The sequence below is a fragment of the Salinivibrio sp. IB574 genome, assembly GCF_001996205.1.
Classification (GTDB): domain Bacteria; phylum Pseudomonadota; class Gammaproteobacteria; order Enterobacterales; family Vibrionaceae; genus Salinivibrio; species Salinivibrio proteolyticus.
In genome coordinates this window covers 23,110-40,014 of the sequence record NZ_MUFN01000008.1, presented here as the reverse complement: position 1 = coordinate 40,014, position 16,905 = coordinate 23,110, and the positions used below count along the sequence as shown (strand labels likewise).

At 48.7% G+C, this 16,905-nt stretch carries 13 protein-coding genes and 3 tRNA genes; 9 read left to right on the top strand and 7 right to left on the bottom strand.

Going from position 1 to position 16,905, the window contains the following annotated elements; genetic code table 11:
• Positions 1-128: 128 nt before the first annotated feature.
• The 4 genes from oppC to BZJ17_RS17185 form a co-directional block, all read right to left on the bottom strand.
• On the bottom strand, positions 129-1,040 hold the full coding sequence (gene oppC, locus BZJ17_RS05565; RefSeq protein WP_069590927.1) for an oligopeptide ABC transporter permease OppC: 912 nt from the start codon (positions 1,038-1,040) through the stop codon (positions 129-131).
• A gap of 10 nt (positions 1,041-1,050) precedes the next feature.
• Positions 1,051-1,971 carry an oligopeptide ABC transporter permease OppB gene (gene oppB / locus BZJ17_RS05560; RefSeq protein ID WP_069590926.1) on the bottom strand — a complete coding sequence of 307 codons (921 nt, stop codon included), beginning with the start codon at positions 1,969-1,971 and terminating at the stop codon, positions 1,051-1,053.
• A 121-nt stretch (positions 1,972-2,092) separates the two neighbouring features.
• A complete protein-coding gene (locus BZJ17_RS05555) occupies positions 2,093-3,763 on the bottom strand; it encodes an ABC transporter substrate-binding protein (protein WP_077640056.1) in 1,671 nt (556 codons plus the stop codon).
• 645 nt (positions 3,764-4,408) lie between these two features.
• Complete coding sequence (locus BZJ17_RS17185; protein WP_157893162.1) at positions 4,409-4,573, bottom strand: hypothetical protein; 165 nt, start codon at positions 4,571-4,573, stop codon at positions 4,409-4,411.
• A 586-nt stretch (positions 4,574-5,159) separates the two neighbouring features.
• On the opposite strand from BZJ17_RS17185, the gene BZJ17_RS05550 reads away from it, so the two are divergent.
• The 3 genes from BZJ17_RS05550 (at position 5,160) to BZJ17_RS05540 (ending at position 7,470) form a co-directional block, all read left to right on the top strand.
• Positions 5,160-5,564 (top strand): MerR family DNA-binding transcriptional regulator, encoded by a 405-nt coding sequence (locus BZJ17_RS05550; protein WP_069590921.1) that lies wholly within the window; start codon positions 5,160-5,162, stop codon positions 5,562-5,564.
• Positions 5,565-5,754: 190 nt separating this feature from the next.
• Complete coding sequence (locus tag BZJ17_RS05545; protein WP_077640055.1) at positions 5,755-6,327, top strand: LON peptidase substrate-binding domain-containing protein; 573 nt, start codon at positions 5,755-5,757, stop codon at positions 6,325-6,327.
• 240 nt (positions 6,328-6,567) lie between these two features.
• On the top strand, positions 6,568-7,470 hold the full coding sequence (locus BZJ17_RS05540) for a YvcK family protein (protein WP_077640054.1): 903 nt from the start codon (positions 6,568-6,570) through the stop codon (positions 7,468-7,470).
• Here BZJ17_RS05540 and BZJ17_RS05535 read toward each other — a convergent pair.
• From BZJ17_RS05535 to uvrB, 3 genes are all read right to left on the bottom strand, one after another.
• Complete coding sequence (locus BZJ17_RS05535; protein WP_069590917.1) at positions 7,432-7,791, bottom strand: Hpt domain-containing protein; 360 nt, start codon at positions 7,789-7,791, stop codon at positions 7,432-7,434. The genes BZJ17_RS05540 and BZJ17_RS05535 overlap by 39 nt on opposite strands.
• 17 nt (positions 7,792-7,808) lie before the next feature.
• Positions 7,809-9,254: a quorum-sensing sigma-54 dependent transcriptional regulator LuxO gene (luxO, locus tag BZJ17_RS05530; RefSeq protein ID WP_069590914.1), complete on the bottom strand. Its 1,446-nt coding sequence runs from the start codon at positions 9,252-9,254 to the stop codon at positions 7,809-7,811.
• A 305-nt stretch (positions 9,255-9,559) separates the two neighbouring features.
• Positions 9,560-11,587, bottom strand: coding sequence for an excinuclease ABC subunit UvrB (uvrB, locus tag BZJ17_RS05525; RefSeq protein ID WP_077640053.1), 2,028 nt, complete (start codon positions 11,585-11,587; stop codon positions 9,560-9,562).
• Positions 11,588-12,243: 656 nt separating this feature from the next.
• Between uvrB and BZJ17_RS05520 the strand changes: the two genes are divergently transcribed.
• From BZJ17_RS05520 to rsxC, 6 genes are all read left to right on the top strand, one after another.
• Positions 12,244-12,319: transfer RNA gene (locus tag BZJ17_RS05520), tRNA-Asn, on the top strand.
• Between the two features lie 140 nt (positions 12,320-12,459).
• A tRNA-Asn gene (locus BZJ17_RS05515) sits at positions 12,460-12,535 on the top strand.
• Between the two features lie 222 nt (positions 12,536-12,757).
• Positions 12,758-12,833: transfer RNA gene (locus BZJ17_RS05510), tRNA-Asn, on the top strand.
• Between the two features lie 490 nt (positions 12,834-13,323).
• Positions 13,324-13,908 (top strand): electron transport complex subunit RsxA, encoded by a 585-nt coding sequence (gene rsxA / locus BZJ17_RS05505; protein WP_069590073.1) that lies wholly within the window; start codon positions 13,324-13,326, stop codon positions 13,906-13,908.
• Positions 13,905-14,480 (top strand): electron transport complex subunit RsxB, encoded by a 576-nt coding sequence (gene rsxB / locus BZJ17_RS05500; RefSeq protein WP_077640052.1) that lies wholly within the window; start codon positions 13,905-13,907, stop codon positions 14,478-14,480. The genes rsxA and rsxB overlap by 4 nt, the downstream gene beginning before the upstream one ends.
• Positions 14,480-16,900, top strand: coding sequence for an electron transport complex subunit RsxC (rsxC, locus tag BZJ17_RS05495; protein ID WP_077640051.1), 2,421 nt, complete (start codon positions 14,480-14,482; stop codon positions 16,898-16,900). The genes rsxB and rsxC overlap by 1 nt, the downstream gene beginning before the upstream one ends.
• The last annotated feature ends 5 nt before the right edge of the window (positions 16,901-16,905 follow it).

Sequence of the window (16,905 nt, the reverse complement as noted above, 5' to 3'; positions counted from 1 at the left end):
CACTCGCATAACGCCAGCGCTATTCTCATCCTTGAAACACTTGTAACTAGACCATAACAAAAAAGCGCAGGCGATAAACCTGCGCTTTCCCATATTTTTGCTTTTTTACGGTAAGAACCCTAAATGACTTATCTGTCTTTCGGGTCTAACGCATCGCGTAAACCATCGCCGACATAGTTAAAGCAAAACAGTGTCATCACCATAAAGGCCGCAGGGAAAAGCAATTGCCAAATCGCGAGTTCCATCGTTTGAGAGCCCTCTTGCAACAACGCCCCCCAACTGGTCATCGGCTCTTGCACCCCTAGTCCCAAGAAACTTAGGAATGATTCAAACAAAATCATATTGGGCACAAGCAAGGTCGAGTAAACCGCAACAATACCGAGCACGTTTGGCACGATATGGCGCGTAATAATATGGCGTGTACTCACCCCTGAAACGTGTGCGGCTTCGACGAACTCTTTGCTGCGTAAACTCAGGGTTTGACCACGAACAATACGTGCCATATCTAGCCACGCAATACAGCCGATAGCCACGAAGATCAGAACGATATTACGGCCAAAGAAGGTAACCAATACAATCACGAAGAACATGAATGGAATAGATTGGAGGATTTCGACTAAGCGCATCATGACAGCATCCGTGCGGCCGCCAATAAAGCCTGATGTGGCACCATATAGAGTACCAATCAACACCGCGACGAGTGCCCCCATGACACCGACCATAATTGAAATGCGTCCGCCCATCATGGTGCGGGTAAACAAATCACGTCCTAGCGCATCGGTACCAAACCAATGCCCTTCCATACCAAATGATGGCGCAGCATGGATAGCATACCAGTCGGTCGCATCGTAGGCATAGGCACTTAGGTGTGGTCCAATAATCACACTAAGACCAATCAAAAACAGGATGACCAAACTTGCCATCGCCGCACGGTTGCGTCGAAAACGCACCGCAGCATCTTGCCATAAGCTTCGACCCTTCACATCGACTTGTTCAGAGAAGCTCTCGAGGGCGTCAATATTTTCTTTTTTCGTCAGCATTATGTCACCCCTAGTAACGGATCTTAGGATCGATATACGCCAGCAGGATATCGACGATAGCGTTAAACAGAATGGTGAGCGTACCAATTAAGATGGTGCAGCCCAGTACCAGTGAATAGTCGCGGTTAAACGCTGCGTTCACGAATAACTTACCGATGCCAGGCAACCCAAAGATGGTTTCAATCACAACCGAACCGGTAATAATCCCCACAAACGCAGGCCCCATGTAGGAAACAACCGGTAGCATCGCCGGCTTAAGTGCATGCTTAACAATAATTTTGGGGTAGCTCAGCCCTTTCGCGCGAGCGGTACGAATGAAGTTACTATTCAAGGTTTCAATCATGCTGCCTCGAGTAACACGCGCAAATGTTGCCACGTAAAGCAGCGACATGCCTATCATGGGTAGGATCATGAATTGCCAGCCACCACCTTGCCAGCCACCAGCAGGAAGCCAACCGAGATTAATCGAGAAGATATAAATCAACACTGGAGCGAGAACAAATGATGGCATTACCACCCCAAGCATGGCTGTCGACATGATGGCATAGTCAATCCAAGTGTTTTGCTTGAGTGCCGCAATGGTGCCAATCGTGACCCCAAACACTAAAGTGAACAAAAACGCCAATGCGCCGATTTGGGCAGAGACTGGAAATGCCCCCGCGATCAGTTCGTTCACCGAGAAATCGATGTATTTAAATGAGGGACCAAAGTCACCCTGTAAAATATTGCCAAGGTAGGTGGTGTATTGTTCGAACACCGGCTTATCCAAGCCATACTTAGCATTAATGTTGGCCATTACCTCTGGGGGTAACGGACGCTCACTTGAAAAAGGGTTGCCGGGCGCAAACCGCATTAAGAAAAAGGAAACAGTGATCAATACCAACAAAGTTGGAATGGCTTCCAAAATTCGCTTAGCGATAAATTTCAACATAGCTGTACCGTATCGTTTTGAGAATCACAGCGAGCGCTGTCTGAATAGACCTCACAGACAGCGACAGCCAGCCAAGGAAGTCGCCTGTGGCGACTCCCTCAGTTAGCTGTGAGTCAGGAGTTTATTCCGCTTTAATGTAAAGATCTTTAGAGAAGATCTTCTCTTCAGCGTTATTCGCAGGGAACCCGCCCACTTTCGGGCTAAGGAGACGCGCTTTAACATACTGATAGATAGGCGCGATCGGCATGTCTTTCGCCATTTGCGCTTCTGCGTCTAGGTACAGTTGCTCACGCTCAGCATCGTCCGTGGTTTCCATCGCTTTTTGCATGATGGCATCGTAGGCTTTGCTGTCGTAATGCACACCGCCTGATGTATTGGTACTGCGCATCAATGTTAAGAAGGTAGAGGCTTCGTTATAGTCACCACACCAACCTGCGCGTGCCACATCAAAGTCACCTTCATCCTTGGTGCTCAGGTAGGTTTTCCACTCTTGGTTATTGAGTTCTACATTCACACCCAGCTTGTCTTTCCACATTTGACCAATCGCAACGGCCAGTTTTTTGTGGTTCTCACTGGTGTTGTAGAGCAATGAGAAATCAAGTGGATTACTTTCGTCAAAACCGGCTTCCTTGAGAAGACGTTTTGCTTCTGCATCACGCTCTTCTTGGGTCATTTTCGCATAAGCCGGTAACTCTGGTGAGAAGCCCGCTGTAATTTCTGGCGTGAGGAAGTAAGCAGGCTTTTGGCCTTGGCCAAGTAGTGCGTCAGTCACGACATTACGGTCAATGGCGTAAGACAAGGCTTTACGTACACGAACGTCATCAAAGGGTTCGCGTTTAGTGTTGAACAGGTAATAGTAGCTACACAGGTTACCGACGATCGAAAGATCTTCAGGGTGCTCCTGTTTAAGACGACGGAAATGCTCGTTGGGAATTTCATACGTCATATCAATCTCACCGGCCAAGAAACGATTCATTTCCGAAACTTGGTTTTCAATGGGTAAGAAAGTCACTTTATCTAACGTCGTGTTTTCATTATCCCAATACTGTTCGTTACGCTTAAGATCAATGCGCTCATTGATTACCCAGTTATCCACGACATAGGCGCCATTACCCACAAAGTGCTCGGGTTTTGTCCACTGATCGCCATACTTCTCAACGACTTTTTGGTTGACTGGCTTCATGGTGGTATGACCCATCATTTTCACCAAATAAGGTACCGCGGTATCTAAGGTGACTTGCAGGGTGTGATCGTCTAGCGCTTTCACACCCAAAGTGTCTTTGTCTTTGGTACCATCAACAATGTCTTTGGCATTGAGCATATGGGTATAAGCAACATACCATGAGTATGGTGACGCGGTATTCGGATCGACAACACGTTTAAAGCTGTATTCAAAGTCGTGTGCGGTGACAGGATCGCCATTTGACCACTTAGCATCCTTACGCAAGTAAAAGGTGAACACTTTGTTGTCTTTGTTTTCCCAGCGCTCTGCGACCCCAGGGATCACATTGCCGTCGGCGTCTTGGTTAACCAAGCCTTCCAGCAAATCACGAATGACGTGGGATTCAGGTACGCCTTGAGTCTTGTGCGGGTCGAGTGAAGCGACTTCTGCACCATTACCACGAACCAACTCTTGCACTTCAGCAAGTTTCGGCTCACCAGCAGGCGCTTCGGTTTTCGTTTCAGGGCTCGTTTGGGAGGTTTGTTTTTGCTCTGGTTCACTACATCCTGTAAGAGCCAGAGATAGGCCAGCGCCCATAAAGAGGGTTCGGGTGATCGTGTTTAGCTTCATCGTGTAACTCCATAACAATCGCTATATGCATCCGTGACAATCAACACAGGGGATAAAGCGTCCTTCGTGCCTAAACACGTATTGCTCACCGACCTGTGCGGATTAATGGCAAAACATTACCAATCAGCGCTGTGTTTTGCCACAACACTGAAGTATTTTGCCATAAAACGGCAATAAAAACTCATATTTAACTAGATAAAAACATAGAATAAGAACATTGAGCTGGTAAGAGCTGGAGCAGATAGCACTTTATTCACAGAAAGAATAAAAAAACCGAATAAATTTCCATTTATACTGTTTCTGCGTACTGGCTAGCCATTTGCGGCTATCATTCCGCTCGAAAAACGGACAAACCGCTATGACACTATTTATCTGCAGACGATCACACTCAACTCAAACCCGAAAATGTTACTCATATGTAAATGATGCCACTAAACGCTATTTGTCAATAAAACTCAACCCTAACGCTTTACCATAATGTCAGAGAGGTACCACGGTCACAAAACAACCGCTCTCAGCGCTGATAGGAGCGACCAAATAAATAACATATTCATCAATATGTTAGTTAGGAGCAGTGAGTCTTCACCTCAGCCTAGATATAAAAAAGCCAGCGAATTTCGCTGGCTAGGTCAAAGAAATCAAACTCTATTTTTTGGCTTCATCGGTTTCGAAAGCGGGATGGTCCTCCTGAGCCGAGTCTCTATCCTGATCGTATAAAGAACGCCCTTCTTCCCGGGCTTTTTCCATTTGTGGTACTGCGTCGTGGATCATTTCTTTGATTTTCTTATTGCTATAGCGCTTGTGCTTCATTGTGTCCTCCTGAACAAGTAGCCATTCGGCACAGACACTCAAACTAAGGCGATTGGAGCCCTAAAAGTCGTTTGAGTACAAACCGCTTGTGCAACATTTAAGCTACACCTTTGTCACAGGAAAAGCAAAACACTGTCAATGGATACTCCACCGCGCGTTATCGACCGCTTACCGGATTGTTTTAATAACATTAAATGATAATAAGTCTCTGTTTAGACGAAATACCAATATCGTTGCTTTTTTGAGCAAATAAGATTGTTATTCGATTACATCTAGCCCATCATACACGTGATGGTGAGTTGTTCCCGACACCATCACAGTTTTCACTTCCGACAAAGAGCTACAACTGACAATGAGACCACAAGGTTCAACCTCTCGCCCACTGTGCGCGCGCGTTCGTCATGGTTACAACCCAAATAAGGGCAAAAAACCACAACGCGACAGCTAACAGTTGCGATTGAAAGTAAATAATTAATAGCCTCCCTTGGAGGCTATTTTTTTATCCAAAAATACCGACGCCATACCTTGCGATGTCGCTGAGCTCGGTTACTATGCAGCAACGTGCAACAATAGGGACATTGATGCCATGGCAACCTCGGTCAACCATCGCTACAAAATTTCTGAACTGGCAACACTCTTTGGCCTGTCACATCGAGCCATTCGCTATTATGAGGCTGAAGGATTAATCGCGCCTGAGCGTAAAGGTCAGCAGCGCTTATATCGATATCAAGACTATTTGCGCCTGTCTCTTATTGTGAGGGGAAAACGCCTCGGCTTTTCTTTGGCAGAAATGAGAGAGCTTTTTGAACTGTACGACGCGGAAAAAAACACACCGCGCGCACTCCAACAAATGATTCAAGCCATTCAGCAACGTCAACGTCGCTTGCAGCAACAACAAGAAGACATCCAAGCCATCATGGACGAGCTCAATCGCGCCGAAACTCAGTGTTATCGTCAACTCAGCAAGTGGAGTCGCCAACCGTCTTCATAAGCGTCATTGCAGAATAGTACAAAAGCTCATACATTTGCGTCGCAAAATGCGACTAAACCGATTCTACTTGTCTTAAAAACACCGGCTTCCCTTGTCCTTACTAGGATACATAGGCATTTAGAAAAGTAGGCACCCCTTTTGCAGTATCTAGATTACTAGACCGATTTATTTGCTCGTCAGGGGGTGCATTATGGCTCAATCTACACCGATTTTGTTTAACGACCGCCACATTCTACCTGGAGGTAGAATTCCGCTTCGTATCCCTGCGGGTAATGCGCTGAATACGCTCGTATTCGCCATGAAGCATGGGTTACCGTTGGGCGTGTGTATGGCGGACAGCAACAGCCAATGGCAACACACCAATATTGGCACCTTTGTCGATATCGAAGACTTCACCACCAGCCAGGAAGATGGATGTTTAGTTGTCACCGCCCGCGGCACTGCACGTTTTTCAATCCAAACTTTTAACCAACAACAGAGCGAGATGCTGTTTGCTTCTGTGCGTGCACTGCCTCGCTGGCCCGATTGTCAAGTAGACGACCAAAGCCAACCCCTTGTCGAGCGATTACAGTCGATGTTTGAACGGTATCCAGAGTTGCAAAAAATGCACCGCCAAACCGAGTTTTCTAACCTGAGCTGGCTGTGCCAGCGTTGGCTCGAATTGCTGCCACTTCCTACTACAGAGAAACAGCAGCTGATGGCCAACAACTCTTGTGGCACCACGCGGGATTACCTTCTTAGCATGATGCAAGATCCGCATTAACGCGGCCAAACAAACGGAAAAGCGGTGACGTTTCGAGCGTCACCCCTTTATCCCCCTATTTTTAGTGCTGCCTTGCGATTTGGCCTATTCACTTGATTTGGTGATTTTATAGGCAAGGGTAACCACCACAGTTACCCTTTTTTATTGCCAATTCACAAAACCCTGCTCTGACTTTTACACTTTCGGTCACTTATTCAGTAAACTCGGCGTTTACGTACATAGCACATCGAACGGTTACTCATGACCTTATCGCCTCTTTCTGATCGAACAACCCGCATTGTCGCCATTGGTGGCGGACACGGACTTGGTCGCGTGCTGTCGGCGCTAAGCGAGCATGGCAGTCGTGTCACAGGCATAGTCACCACTACAGATAATGGCGGCTCGACGGGCCGTATCCGTGCTTGCCAAGGCGGGATCGCATGGGGAGATATGCGTAACTGTCTTAATCAACTCATCACGGAACCGTCTGTCGGCTCCATGCTCTTTGAGTACCGTTTTAAAGGTAAAGGGGAATTAAACGGTCACAACCTCGGGAACTTGATCCTAACCGCATTAGATAACCTGTCGGTTCGTCCGCTCGAAGCCATTCAGTTGATCCGTGATTTGCTGAATGTAAAAACACATATTCTCCCTATGTCAGAGCACCCTTCTGATCTCGCTGCGCTGACCGCCGATGGGGAGACGGTGGCTGGAGAAACCCATATTGATGAGCTTCCTCAACCACCATCAAGACTATTCTTATCACCGACAGTGCCTGCGACACGCGAGGCCGTCGAAGCGATTGAGTTGGCGGATGTCATTTTGCTCGGACCAGGAAGCTTTCTGACCAGCGTCATGCCCCCATTACTGGTTCCTGAACTCAGTCGCGCTCTCAAACAGAGCCAAGCCAAAATCGTCTTTATTCGTAACCTAGGTAAAGAGTTGGGGCCCGCCGGCGCGATGCCCTTGGCAACCATGCTGACATGGTGTGAACGAGCGATGGGCGGACGAGAAATCGACTGGGTGTTGGGTGAAACGGCAGAGGCGAGTTTAGCTGAGCGTTATCAACAAAAAGAGGCCCAATTGGCCTCTTCAAATCACAGTTGGCGTCATGACAGAGACAAGCTACGTCAAGCTATTGATGAAGTCCTGCTCAACAGCTAAGTCTCGGTAAGTCGAGGCTGTGCCGCGTAGCATATCGGTCAGCTCGTCCAAATGGTGTGACATCCACTCATCTTGTCCTTGACGGACACGAGATTCGCACTCACGGGCCATTTCCGCTAAATCGTCTGCGCCAAAGCTAGCGGCGCTGCTTTTAATCGCATGACTAATTTCTCGTACCTGTTCAATCGACGGTGAGCCTGAAAGCTGAGAATGATATTGGGAAAGCTCATCGCTGAATACCGTTAAAAGCACGGTGACAGTATCTTCCCCTACTTCCAAAGCCAGTCGACGTAATGTTTCAGTGTTCACTGTGGTGGCCATACATCCGCTTCCTATCATTAATTCGCCGCAGTTTTTTGCCAAGCTTGTAATTTTCTATAAATGGTCGAGGGGCTAACTTCCAATAATCCTGCTGCTTGCGGAATGTTGCCATTACAGGCATCAATCGCAACTTCAATGGCACGTTTTTCCGTTTTCCACAGCGGTTCGATATCCGATTTACTGATTGCAGTCAGGTTATCATCACTCTGTTCGCGTGCCGTCAACGTTTGCAGTGCCACCTCTGACCGAGTGTTCGGATGGGACGATGCAATTTCGACACCAGATGCGCGCGCGAAAGGAGGTGGAAGCATTTCGGCAGTGACTTCCTCACCATTGTGCAGCACCACTATATTGCGGATTACGTTCTGAAGTTGGCGAACATTTCCGGGCCAATCATATTCAAGCAGTTGTTTTACAACGGCGTCATTAAAGCGACAAAAGTCTTTCCCTTCCTCGGCAGAAAACAGCGCCAACAGAGCATTGGCAATTTCTAGAACATCACTGCCTCTGTCTCTTAATGGCGGAAGCGCGAGAGGGATCACATGGAGTCGGTAGTACAAATCTTCACGAAACTTTCCTTGCTGAACCTCTAACCAAGGATCCCGGTTTGTGGCGCACACAAAACGGACATCCACTTTTTTTACCTTGGAAGAGCCGACTTTTTGAAACGTGCCGGTTTGGATAAATCGCAGCAATTTGGATTGCAAATCCAAATCCATTTCGCAAATCTCATCCAAGAACAAGGTGCCGCCATCCGCTAACTCCGCTGCCCCATCACGCTCAGCCGCTGCACCTGTAAACGCGCCTTTCACGTGACCAAATAGCTCACTTTCAATCAAGTCTTTGGGAATCGCCGCACAGTTCAAGGCAATAATGGGTTTATTGCTGCGCGTACTTGCCGCATGGATGGCTTCGGCACACACTTCTTTACCCGTGCCACTTTCCCCGGTAATAAAGACGGTGGCTTTACTGGGCGCCGCCGATTCTATAACTCGATAGACCGCTTGCATGGGTAAACTGCGACCGATGAAGCCATGATATTCTCCCTCTTGCCGTTCAGACTGGGATTGACTCGCTACTTTTGGCTTGAGTGATTTATTCACCGTCACCCTAAGTTGATCTGCTTCACACGGCTTGATCAGAAAATCGTTGGCGCCATTGCGCATCGCATCCACCGCCGCGTCAATAGACCCATGCGCGGTCATAATGATCACGGGTAAACTTGGCGCGTTCGCACGGACATGAGCCAATACGTCGATCCCCGACATATCCGGTAAACGAAGATCGAGTATAATTAGCGCGAGCTGATCACCCTGTTGTGCAAAGAAATTCAGCGCTTCCTGACCCGTCCCAACGATCTCTACCTCCACATCAAGTGGGTTTAGGTAAGATTTGTAAAGGGCAGCCACTGACGCGGTGTCTTCTACCATCAGTATGCGTTTACTGTGTGATAGTGTTGGCATTTGTCCTCCGAGGGTGGCGTCTCGCATCCCATAATCGATGAAATTGTTATGCGTCACGCTCATAATAATTGCGCGAGCGTATGCGAAATGCGTTGCATTATGCAATCACATTTGCAGTTTAATGATAACAACTCACTAAAACCACACGGTTTGTCCATGTAAAGCCGCATTATAATAGTTGGCACGCTGAATGCATAACAGAGGATGACCCTTTTGGGGTCACCTAGCCAACTGACGTTGTTTGTGAGTACATGCTCACTGAAACACTACAGCCAACCTGTCGTTTTAGGTTGGCTTTTTTTTATTTAGCTATTCGCGATAAACTGCTCTCGCAGCACTTGAATTTGATCGCGTAATTGTGCCGCGCTTTCGAACTCTAAGTTTTGCGCCGCTTCATACATCTGTCCTTCCAGCTTCTTAATCTGAGCATCAATGGCTTGAGGCGATTGCAGTGTATAATCTGCATCCGGCTCTGCCACAGCGCGAAGCGACTTCATGGCTGGCTTACCTTTCTTCACGCGTTTACCCGCCGCCATTTCCATCACATCCATGACTTTTTTGTTCAATTTCTGCGGGGTGATGTCATGTTCATTATTATAGGCAATTTGTTTAGCTCGACGTCGTTCGGTTTCGTCAATCGCCCGTTTCATCGACTTTGTAATACTGTCGCCATATAAAATCGCTTTACCGTGGAGGTTACGCGCCGCCCGCCCGATGGTTTGAATCAAAGAACGCTCAGAGCGCAAAAAGCCTTCTTTATCGGCATCCAAAATAGCAACCAGAGAGACTTCTGGCATATCGAGCCCCTCACGAAGCAAGTTGRTCCCGACCAATACGTCGAACTCCCCCAAGCGTAGGTCACGAATGATTTCCATACGTTCCACCGTATCAATATCAGAATGAAGATACCGAACGCGAACGCCATGCTCTTGCATATACTCAGTCAGATCTTCGGCCATGCGTTTGGTAAGCGTGGTCACTAACACCCGCTCATCGCGCTCTCGGCGCGCTCGAACCTCGGAAAGCAAATCGTCGACCTGCGTCGCGACAGGCCGTACCTCAATCTCAGGGTCAATCAGTCCGGTAGGACGCACTACTTGATCAATCACATCTCCCGCGGACTTCTCAAGCTCATAATTACCCGGCGTTGCGGAGACATAGACCGTTTGCGGTGCCAGAGCTTCAAACTCATCAAATTTTAGCGGGCGATTATCGAGTGCTGATGGCAACCTAAAGCCATAATCTACCAGGGTTTCTTTTCTTGAGCGGTCGCCTTTAAACATTGCCCCGATTTGAGAGACAGTCACGTGCGACTCGTCGATAATCAACAGTCCATCGGCAGGCAGATAATCGAACAGCGTCGGAGGCGGCTCACCCTCAGCGCGTCCACTCAGATAGCGCGAATAGTTTTCAATTCCTGAGCAATAACCCAACTCGTTCATCATTTCGATATCGAACTGCGTCCGCTGAGTAATGCGCTGCTCTTCGAGAAGTTTGTTATTGTCGAGTAGATACTTTTTCCGCTCAGCAAGCTCGACTTTGATTTTCTCGACCGCATCCAAAATCCGCTCTCGCGGTGTGACATAGTGCGTTTTGGGATAAATCGTACACCGCGGAATATCTCTGGCACTGACTTGGCCAGTTAAGGGGTCAAATACGCTAATGGTTTCAACTTCATCATCAAATAGCTCAACGCGGATGGCATCTTGATCAGACTCGGCGGGGAAAATATCAATGACTTCACCGCGCACCCGAAATGTGCCTCGCTCAAACGCGAGATCGTTGCGCGTATACTGAAGCTCGGCGAGCCGCTTTAAGATAGTACGCTGATCAAGCAAGTCGCCTCGGCGAATATGCAGCATCATTTTTAAATAGGAATCGGGATCCCCCAAACCATAAATAGCTGACACAGAGGCCACGATTACCACATCACGTCGCTCCATCAGCGCTTTTGTTGCAGAGAGTCGCATCTGCTCTACGTGATCGTTTATTGATGCATCTTTCTCAATAAAAGTATCGGTAGAGGGTACATAGGCTTCCGGCTGATAGTAGTCGTAGTAGGAAACAAAATACTCAACCGCATTATCAGGGAAAAACTCTCTCATCTCGCCATAAAGTTGCGCCGCTAATGTTTTGTTAGGGGCAAGAATCATGGTCGGACGATTAAGCTCTGCAATCACATTCGCCATGGTGAAGGTTTTTCCCGACCCCGTGACCCCTAACAAGGTCTGATGTGCAAGCCCAGCTTCCAACCCCTCACATAATTTATGGATTGCTTCAGGTTGATCACCGGATGGTTGGAACGAAGAACGAAGAGAAAATGTTTTACTCATCAAGCTATCCTTTTGGGCCACAAGCCAATCACGCTATTGTCCGGACTCACTTTATCGAGTCAATCTGTCGAGCCATTTTACCAAAGCGAACGACAAATCGATCTTTTTTATCCATAAACGTTGACCTTAAAAAACGACCTAGATAGACTGTCTTTCCGCTTTAGGAAATCCCCGCTAAAGACACTTTCAAAACGCCAATATCTAGGCGAAGTCACCGCCTTTTTTCGATAATCTATCCCCGCTATTCACTTATCGCTTGTTTTTCATACTGTGCATAAGCATACATCAGGCCGTACTCTCACAACGTTCATTCTTAGGAAAAAAACACCAATTTTCATTACCTTAACCAAAAAATATAAATGGATTGATTTTCGCCGCACGCATAAAATCAACACCATAGTGACTTCCTCAAGATCTGCACACACACTTATCCACAGAATTTGTGGGTAACTCCGTAGAAGCCTTGTGCACTCTGCCTTCTCACCAGTCAAGACATACCATACAAGCCAAAGATGGAAAACTTGCCGTTTTGCACGAATTGTCAACATATAGCGTTCACCTTTTCAACACTCAGTCAAAAAGGTCAAAATTCTTCACTGCATCCCGTTGACACCCCTAAATCTGCTCGCTAAGATTCGCCCCGCTTTCAAGGCAATTCCCCCTTAGTTCAGTTGGTAGAACGGCGGACTGTTAATCCGTATGTCGCAGGTTCGAGTCCCGCAGGGGGAGCCACTTTTGTGAGAAATTATGCGTTTCGCATTGCCTGTATCATTTCTGCTACGCAGAATATGTCGCAGGACTAGGCGTCCCCGTTGAGTCCCAAAGGGGAACCACTTTTCACCATATGGTGGAAGTTATTCTTGAAAAGCAATTCCCCCATAGTTCAGTTGGTAGAACGGCGGACTGTTAATCCGTATGTCACTGGTTCGAGTCCAGTTGGGGGAGCCAATTTTGTGTCCAATGACAGATTTAGTTATTCAAGCTAGTCGTTCCGCAATGCGGAATATGTCACTGGGCTGGGCGCCCCCGTTGAGTCCAGTTGGGGGAGCCAATTTTGTGTCCGATGACAGACTTAGTTATGCAAGCTAACCGTTCCGCTATGCGGAATATGTCACTGGGCTAGGCGCCCCCGTTGAGTTCAATCGGAGGAGCCAATTTCAAAAAATCTGTTCCCCCTTAGTTCAGTTGGTAGAACGGCGGACTGTTAATCCGTATGTCGCAGGTTCGAGTCCCGCAGGGGGAGCCACCTTCCTTATAGCATCGATATTGTCTCTAAGTGTTTACCCTGTCTGCGGCGCAGATTATGTCGCAGGACTAGGCGTCCCCGTTGACTCCCGCAGGGGGAGCCACCTCCCTTATCACACCGATATTGTCGGTAAGTGTTTACCCTATCTGCTGCGCAGATTATGTCGCAGGACTAGGCGTCCCCGTTGACTCCCGCAGGGGGAGCCACTTTCCTTATCGCATCGATATTGTCTCTAAGTATTTACCCTATCTGCTGCGCAGATTATGTCGCAGGTCTTTCTTAATCACTCTCCAAGCCGCTGCGCTTTTTTGCATCACCACAAAACTGATCGTCTTATTGTTCCATCCACTACCCTCAAGTAAGCGTTGTGGTGGTCCGTTACGTAGTCCTTACACGAGCCAACACAAAAACCCTGCTTTACAGCGGTTGTTATAGCCGCGCCAAAGGCCGATAATAGGCAGATCACAAAAACATTAAATGATTAAACAGCATGGCTGAGTATTTGTTGCTTTTAGTGGGCACGGTATTGGTCAACAACTTCGTACTGGTGGAGTTTTTGGGCCTGTGTCCATTTATGGGCGTTTCAAAAAAACTGGAAACTGCAATAGGTATGGGTCTGGCAACGACGTTTGTGCTGACCCTTGCCTCGGTGAGCTCATATTTGGTTGAAACCTATATACTGGTCCCACTTGAACTGGGTTATCTGCGAACGCTGAGTTTTATCTTGGTCATCGCAGTCGTTGTGCAATTTACCGAAATGGTAGTGCACAAAACTAGTCCCACTCTGTACCGCTTGCTTGGCGTGTTCCTGCCTTTGATTACATCGAACTGCGCCGTTCTTGGGGTCGCGCTGCTTAATATCAAGCAACAACACAGTTTTATCGAATCCATCATCTATGGGTTCGGTGCAGCTTGTGGTTTCTCGCTGGTGCTGGTGCTTTTTGCCGCCATGCGTGAGCGTATTGCGGCCGCTGACGTACCCGCTCCATTTCGCGGCGCCTCAGTGGCAATGATCACGGCCGGGTTAATGTCTCTCGCCTTTATGGGCTTTACAGGATTGGTGAAGTTGTCATGAGTGGAATTGTTATTGCCGTTATGGTTATTGCGGCACTGGCAGCCATCTTTGGTGCCATCCTCGGTTTTGCGTCGATCCGCTTTAAAGTGGATGCGGACCCAATCGTGGATCAAATTGACGCGATTTTACCCCAAACCCAATGCGGCCAATGTGGCTATCCGGGCTGCCGTCCCTATGCCGAGGCCATTGCAAACGGCGACGATATCAATAAGTGCCCGCCCGGCGGCCAACAAACCATTGAGAACCTAGCCGACTTGATGGGTGTCGAAGCAACAGAACTTGCGCATGACGAAGAAAAAAGCGTCAAAAAAGTCGCCTTTATCCACGAAGAAGACTGTATTGGTTGCACCAAGTGTATCCAAGCCTGCCCAGTGGATGCCATCGTGGGTAGTACAAAAGCGATGCATACCGTTATCGAGCAAGACTGTACCGGATGTGACCTGTGTGTAGCCCCTTGCCCCACGGATTGTATTGAAATGATTCCGGTACAAGACACACCGGAAACTTGGAAGTGGAAACTGGAACAAATTCCTGTGGTTGACGTAACAAATAAACAGGGAGCACAAGCTTGATGTTAAGCCTTATTGAGCAAATCAAACACGGCCAAGTTTGGGACTTCCATGGCGGCATTCATCCTCCTGAAAACAAAAAACAGTCCAATCATGGCGCCATTTTACCGGTAGCCATGCCAGAAACCTTGGTGCTACCGCTTAAACAACACATTGGCAGCAAAGGTAAACTGCTGGTTAAGGTTGGCGATCAGGTCTTAGCCGGCCAGCCAATGACCGAAACCGATATGCAGCAATGCGTTCCCATCCACGCCCCAACGTCAGGAAAAGTGATCGCGATTGAAGACAGAACCATCGCGCATCCATCGGGCTTATCGGATCAATGTGTGGTTATCGCACCGGATGGCAAAGATATTTGGGGACCAAAGCCACATTTACGTCAATACCGCGAACAAGCTCCGGAACAGCTCATCAACCATATTCGTGCCATGGGCATTGCCGGCATGGGAGGCGCAGGCTTCCCGACTGCACGCAAACTACAAAGTGGCGTCGCCCGCACCGAGATCCTGATTATCAACGCGGCAGAGTGCGAGCCTTACATCACGGCAGATGATCGTTTGATGCAAGATTGTGCCAACGAAATCATCACCGGCACCCAGATCCTCATGCATATTGTCAAACCCAAACTTGCCGTCATTGGCATTGAGGACAATAAACCCGAGGCCATCGCAGCATTAAAAGCAGCGGCAGCACAAGCTGAGCAAGAGATCTTAATTCAAGTAGTGCCCACCAAGTATCCATCAGGCGGTGAAAAGCAACTGATCAAACTGATCACGGGTAAGGAAGTGCCCGCCAAAGCGTTCCCCGCCAGTATTGGTGTGCTGATGCAAAACATCGGAACGACCTACGCGATTAAGCGTGCGGTGATCGATGGCGAGCCCTTGATTCAACGTGTGGTCACCCTTACAGGGAAAACGTTACAAACGCAGCAGAACCGCTGGGCATTATTAGGCACACCCATTGCGTTTTTGCTTGCCCAGCATGGCTACAAGCAAGATAAAAAATTACCCCGTGTGATTATCGGCGGCCCAATGATGGGCTTTACGGCACCTCATGACGAGGTTCCTGTGACCAAAACCACTAACTGTATATTGGTCCCCACTCGCCGAGAAATCGCCCCAGCTCAACAGGAAATGGCCTGTATTCGCTGTAGCGCCTGTGCTGATGCCTGCCCTGTTAATTTACTTCCTCAGCAATTGCAGTGGTACGCCAAAGATCAAGACTACGACAAATGCCAAGATTACGATTTATTTGACTGTATCGAGTGTGGAGCTTGTGCGTACGTGTGCCCAAGCGAAATCCCCTTGGTGCAATACTATCGCCAAGCAAAAGCTGAAATACGTGAAATAGAAGCAGAGAAAGAAGCCGCCGAGCGCGCACGTCAGCGCTTTGAGGCTAAAAAAGCACGTATGGAGCGCGAAAAGCAAGAGCGAGAAGAGCGACACCGCCAAGCTGCAGAACGGCGTAAGCAAGCCGCTCAGCAGAATGCAGGCAACAATGATGCACTCGCAGCCGCTGTTGAACGTGTTAAAGCGAAAAAAGCCGCCCAGCAAAACAGTGACGTAAAACCTGCCGTAGCTGCAGCCATTGCTCGCGCCAAAGCAAAACAAGCGGAAGCCGCTAAAGCGGGACAAGAATCGCCCGACAATAGCGAAATGATGAAGCTGCGAGAGGCTCGCAAGCAGCAAGCTCGCGAGCGAAAAGCAGCAAAAGTAGCCGCAACTTCTGTAGAGGCAGATCAAAGCAGCGAAAAGAAAGATGCAGTCGCCGCTGCAATCGCCCGCGCCAAAGCGCGTAAAGCGGCTGAGCAATCCGATGCGCCTGCGAAACCAGCTTCYGCGACATCAGACAGCACCGATGCARGWGATAAAAAAGCKGCAGTSGCMGCGGCCGTCGCCCGTGCCAAAGCGCGCAAAGCGGCTGAGCAATCCGATGCGCCTGCGAAACCMGCTTCCGCGGCACCAGACAGCACTGATGCGGGTGATAAAAAAGCTGCAGTCGCAGCGGCCGTTGCCCGTGCCAAAGCGCGCAAAGCGGCTGAGCAATCCGATGCGCCTTCGGAACCCGCTTCCGCGGCACCAGACAGCACTGATGCGGGTGATAAAAAAGCTGCAGTAGCCGCGGCCGTCGCCCGTGCCAAAGCGCGCAAAGCGGCTGAGCAATCCGATGCGCCTGCGGAACCCGCTTCCGCGACACCAGACGGCACTGATGCGGGTGATAAAAAAGCTGCAGTAGCCGCAGCCGTCGCCCGTGCTAAAGCCCGTAAAGCAGCACAGCAAGAATCAACGGATAGTGAGGCGAGTCATCAAGCGCCTACACCATCCGCTGAGCCACAAAATGACAAGAAAGCAGCTGTCGCAGCCGCCGTTGCGCGCGCTAAAGCGAAAAAAGCTGCCCAACAAACCAGTGAAGATAAGGAATAATTGCC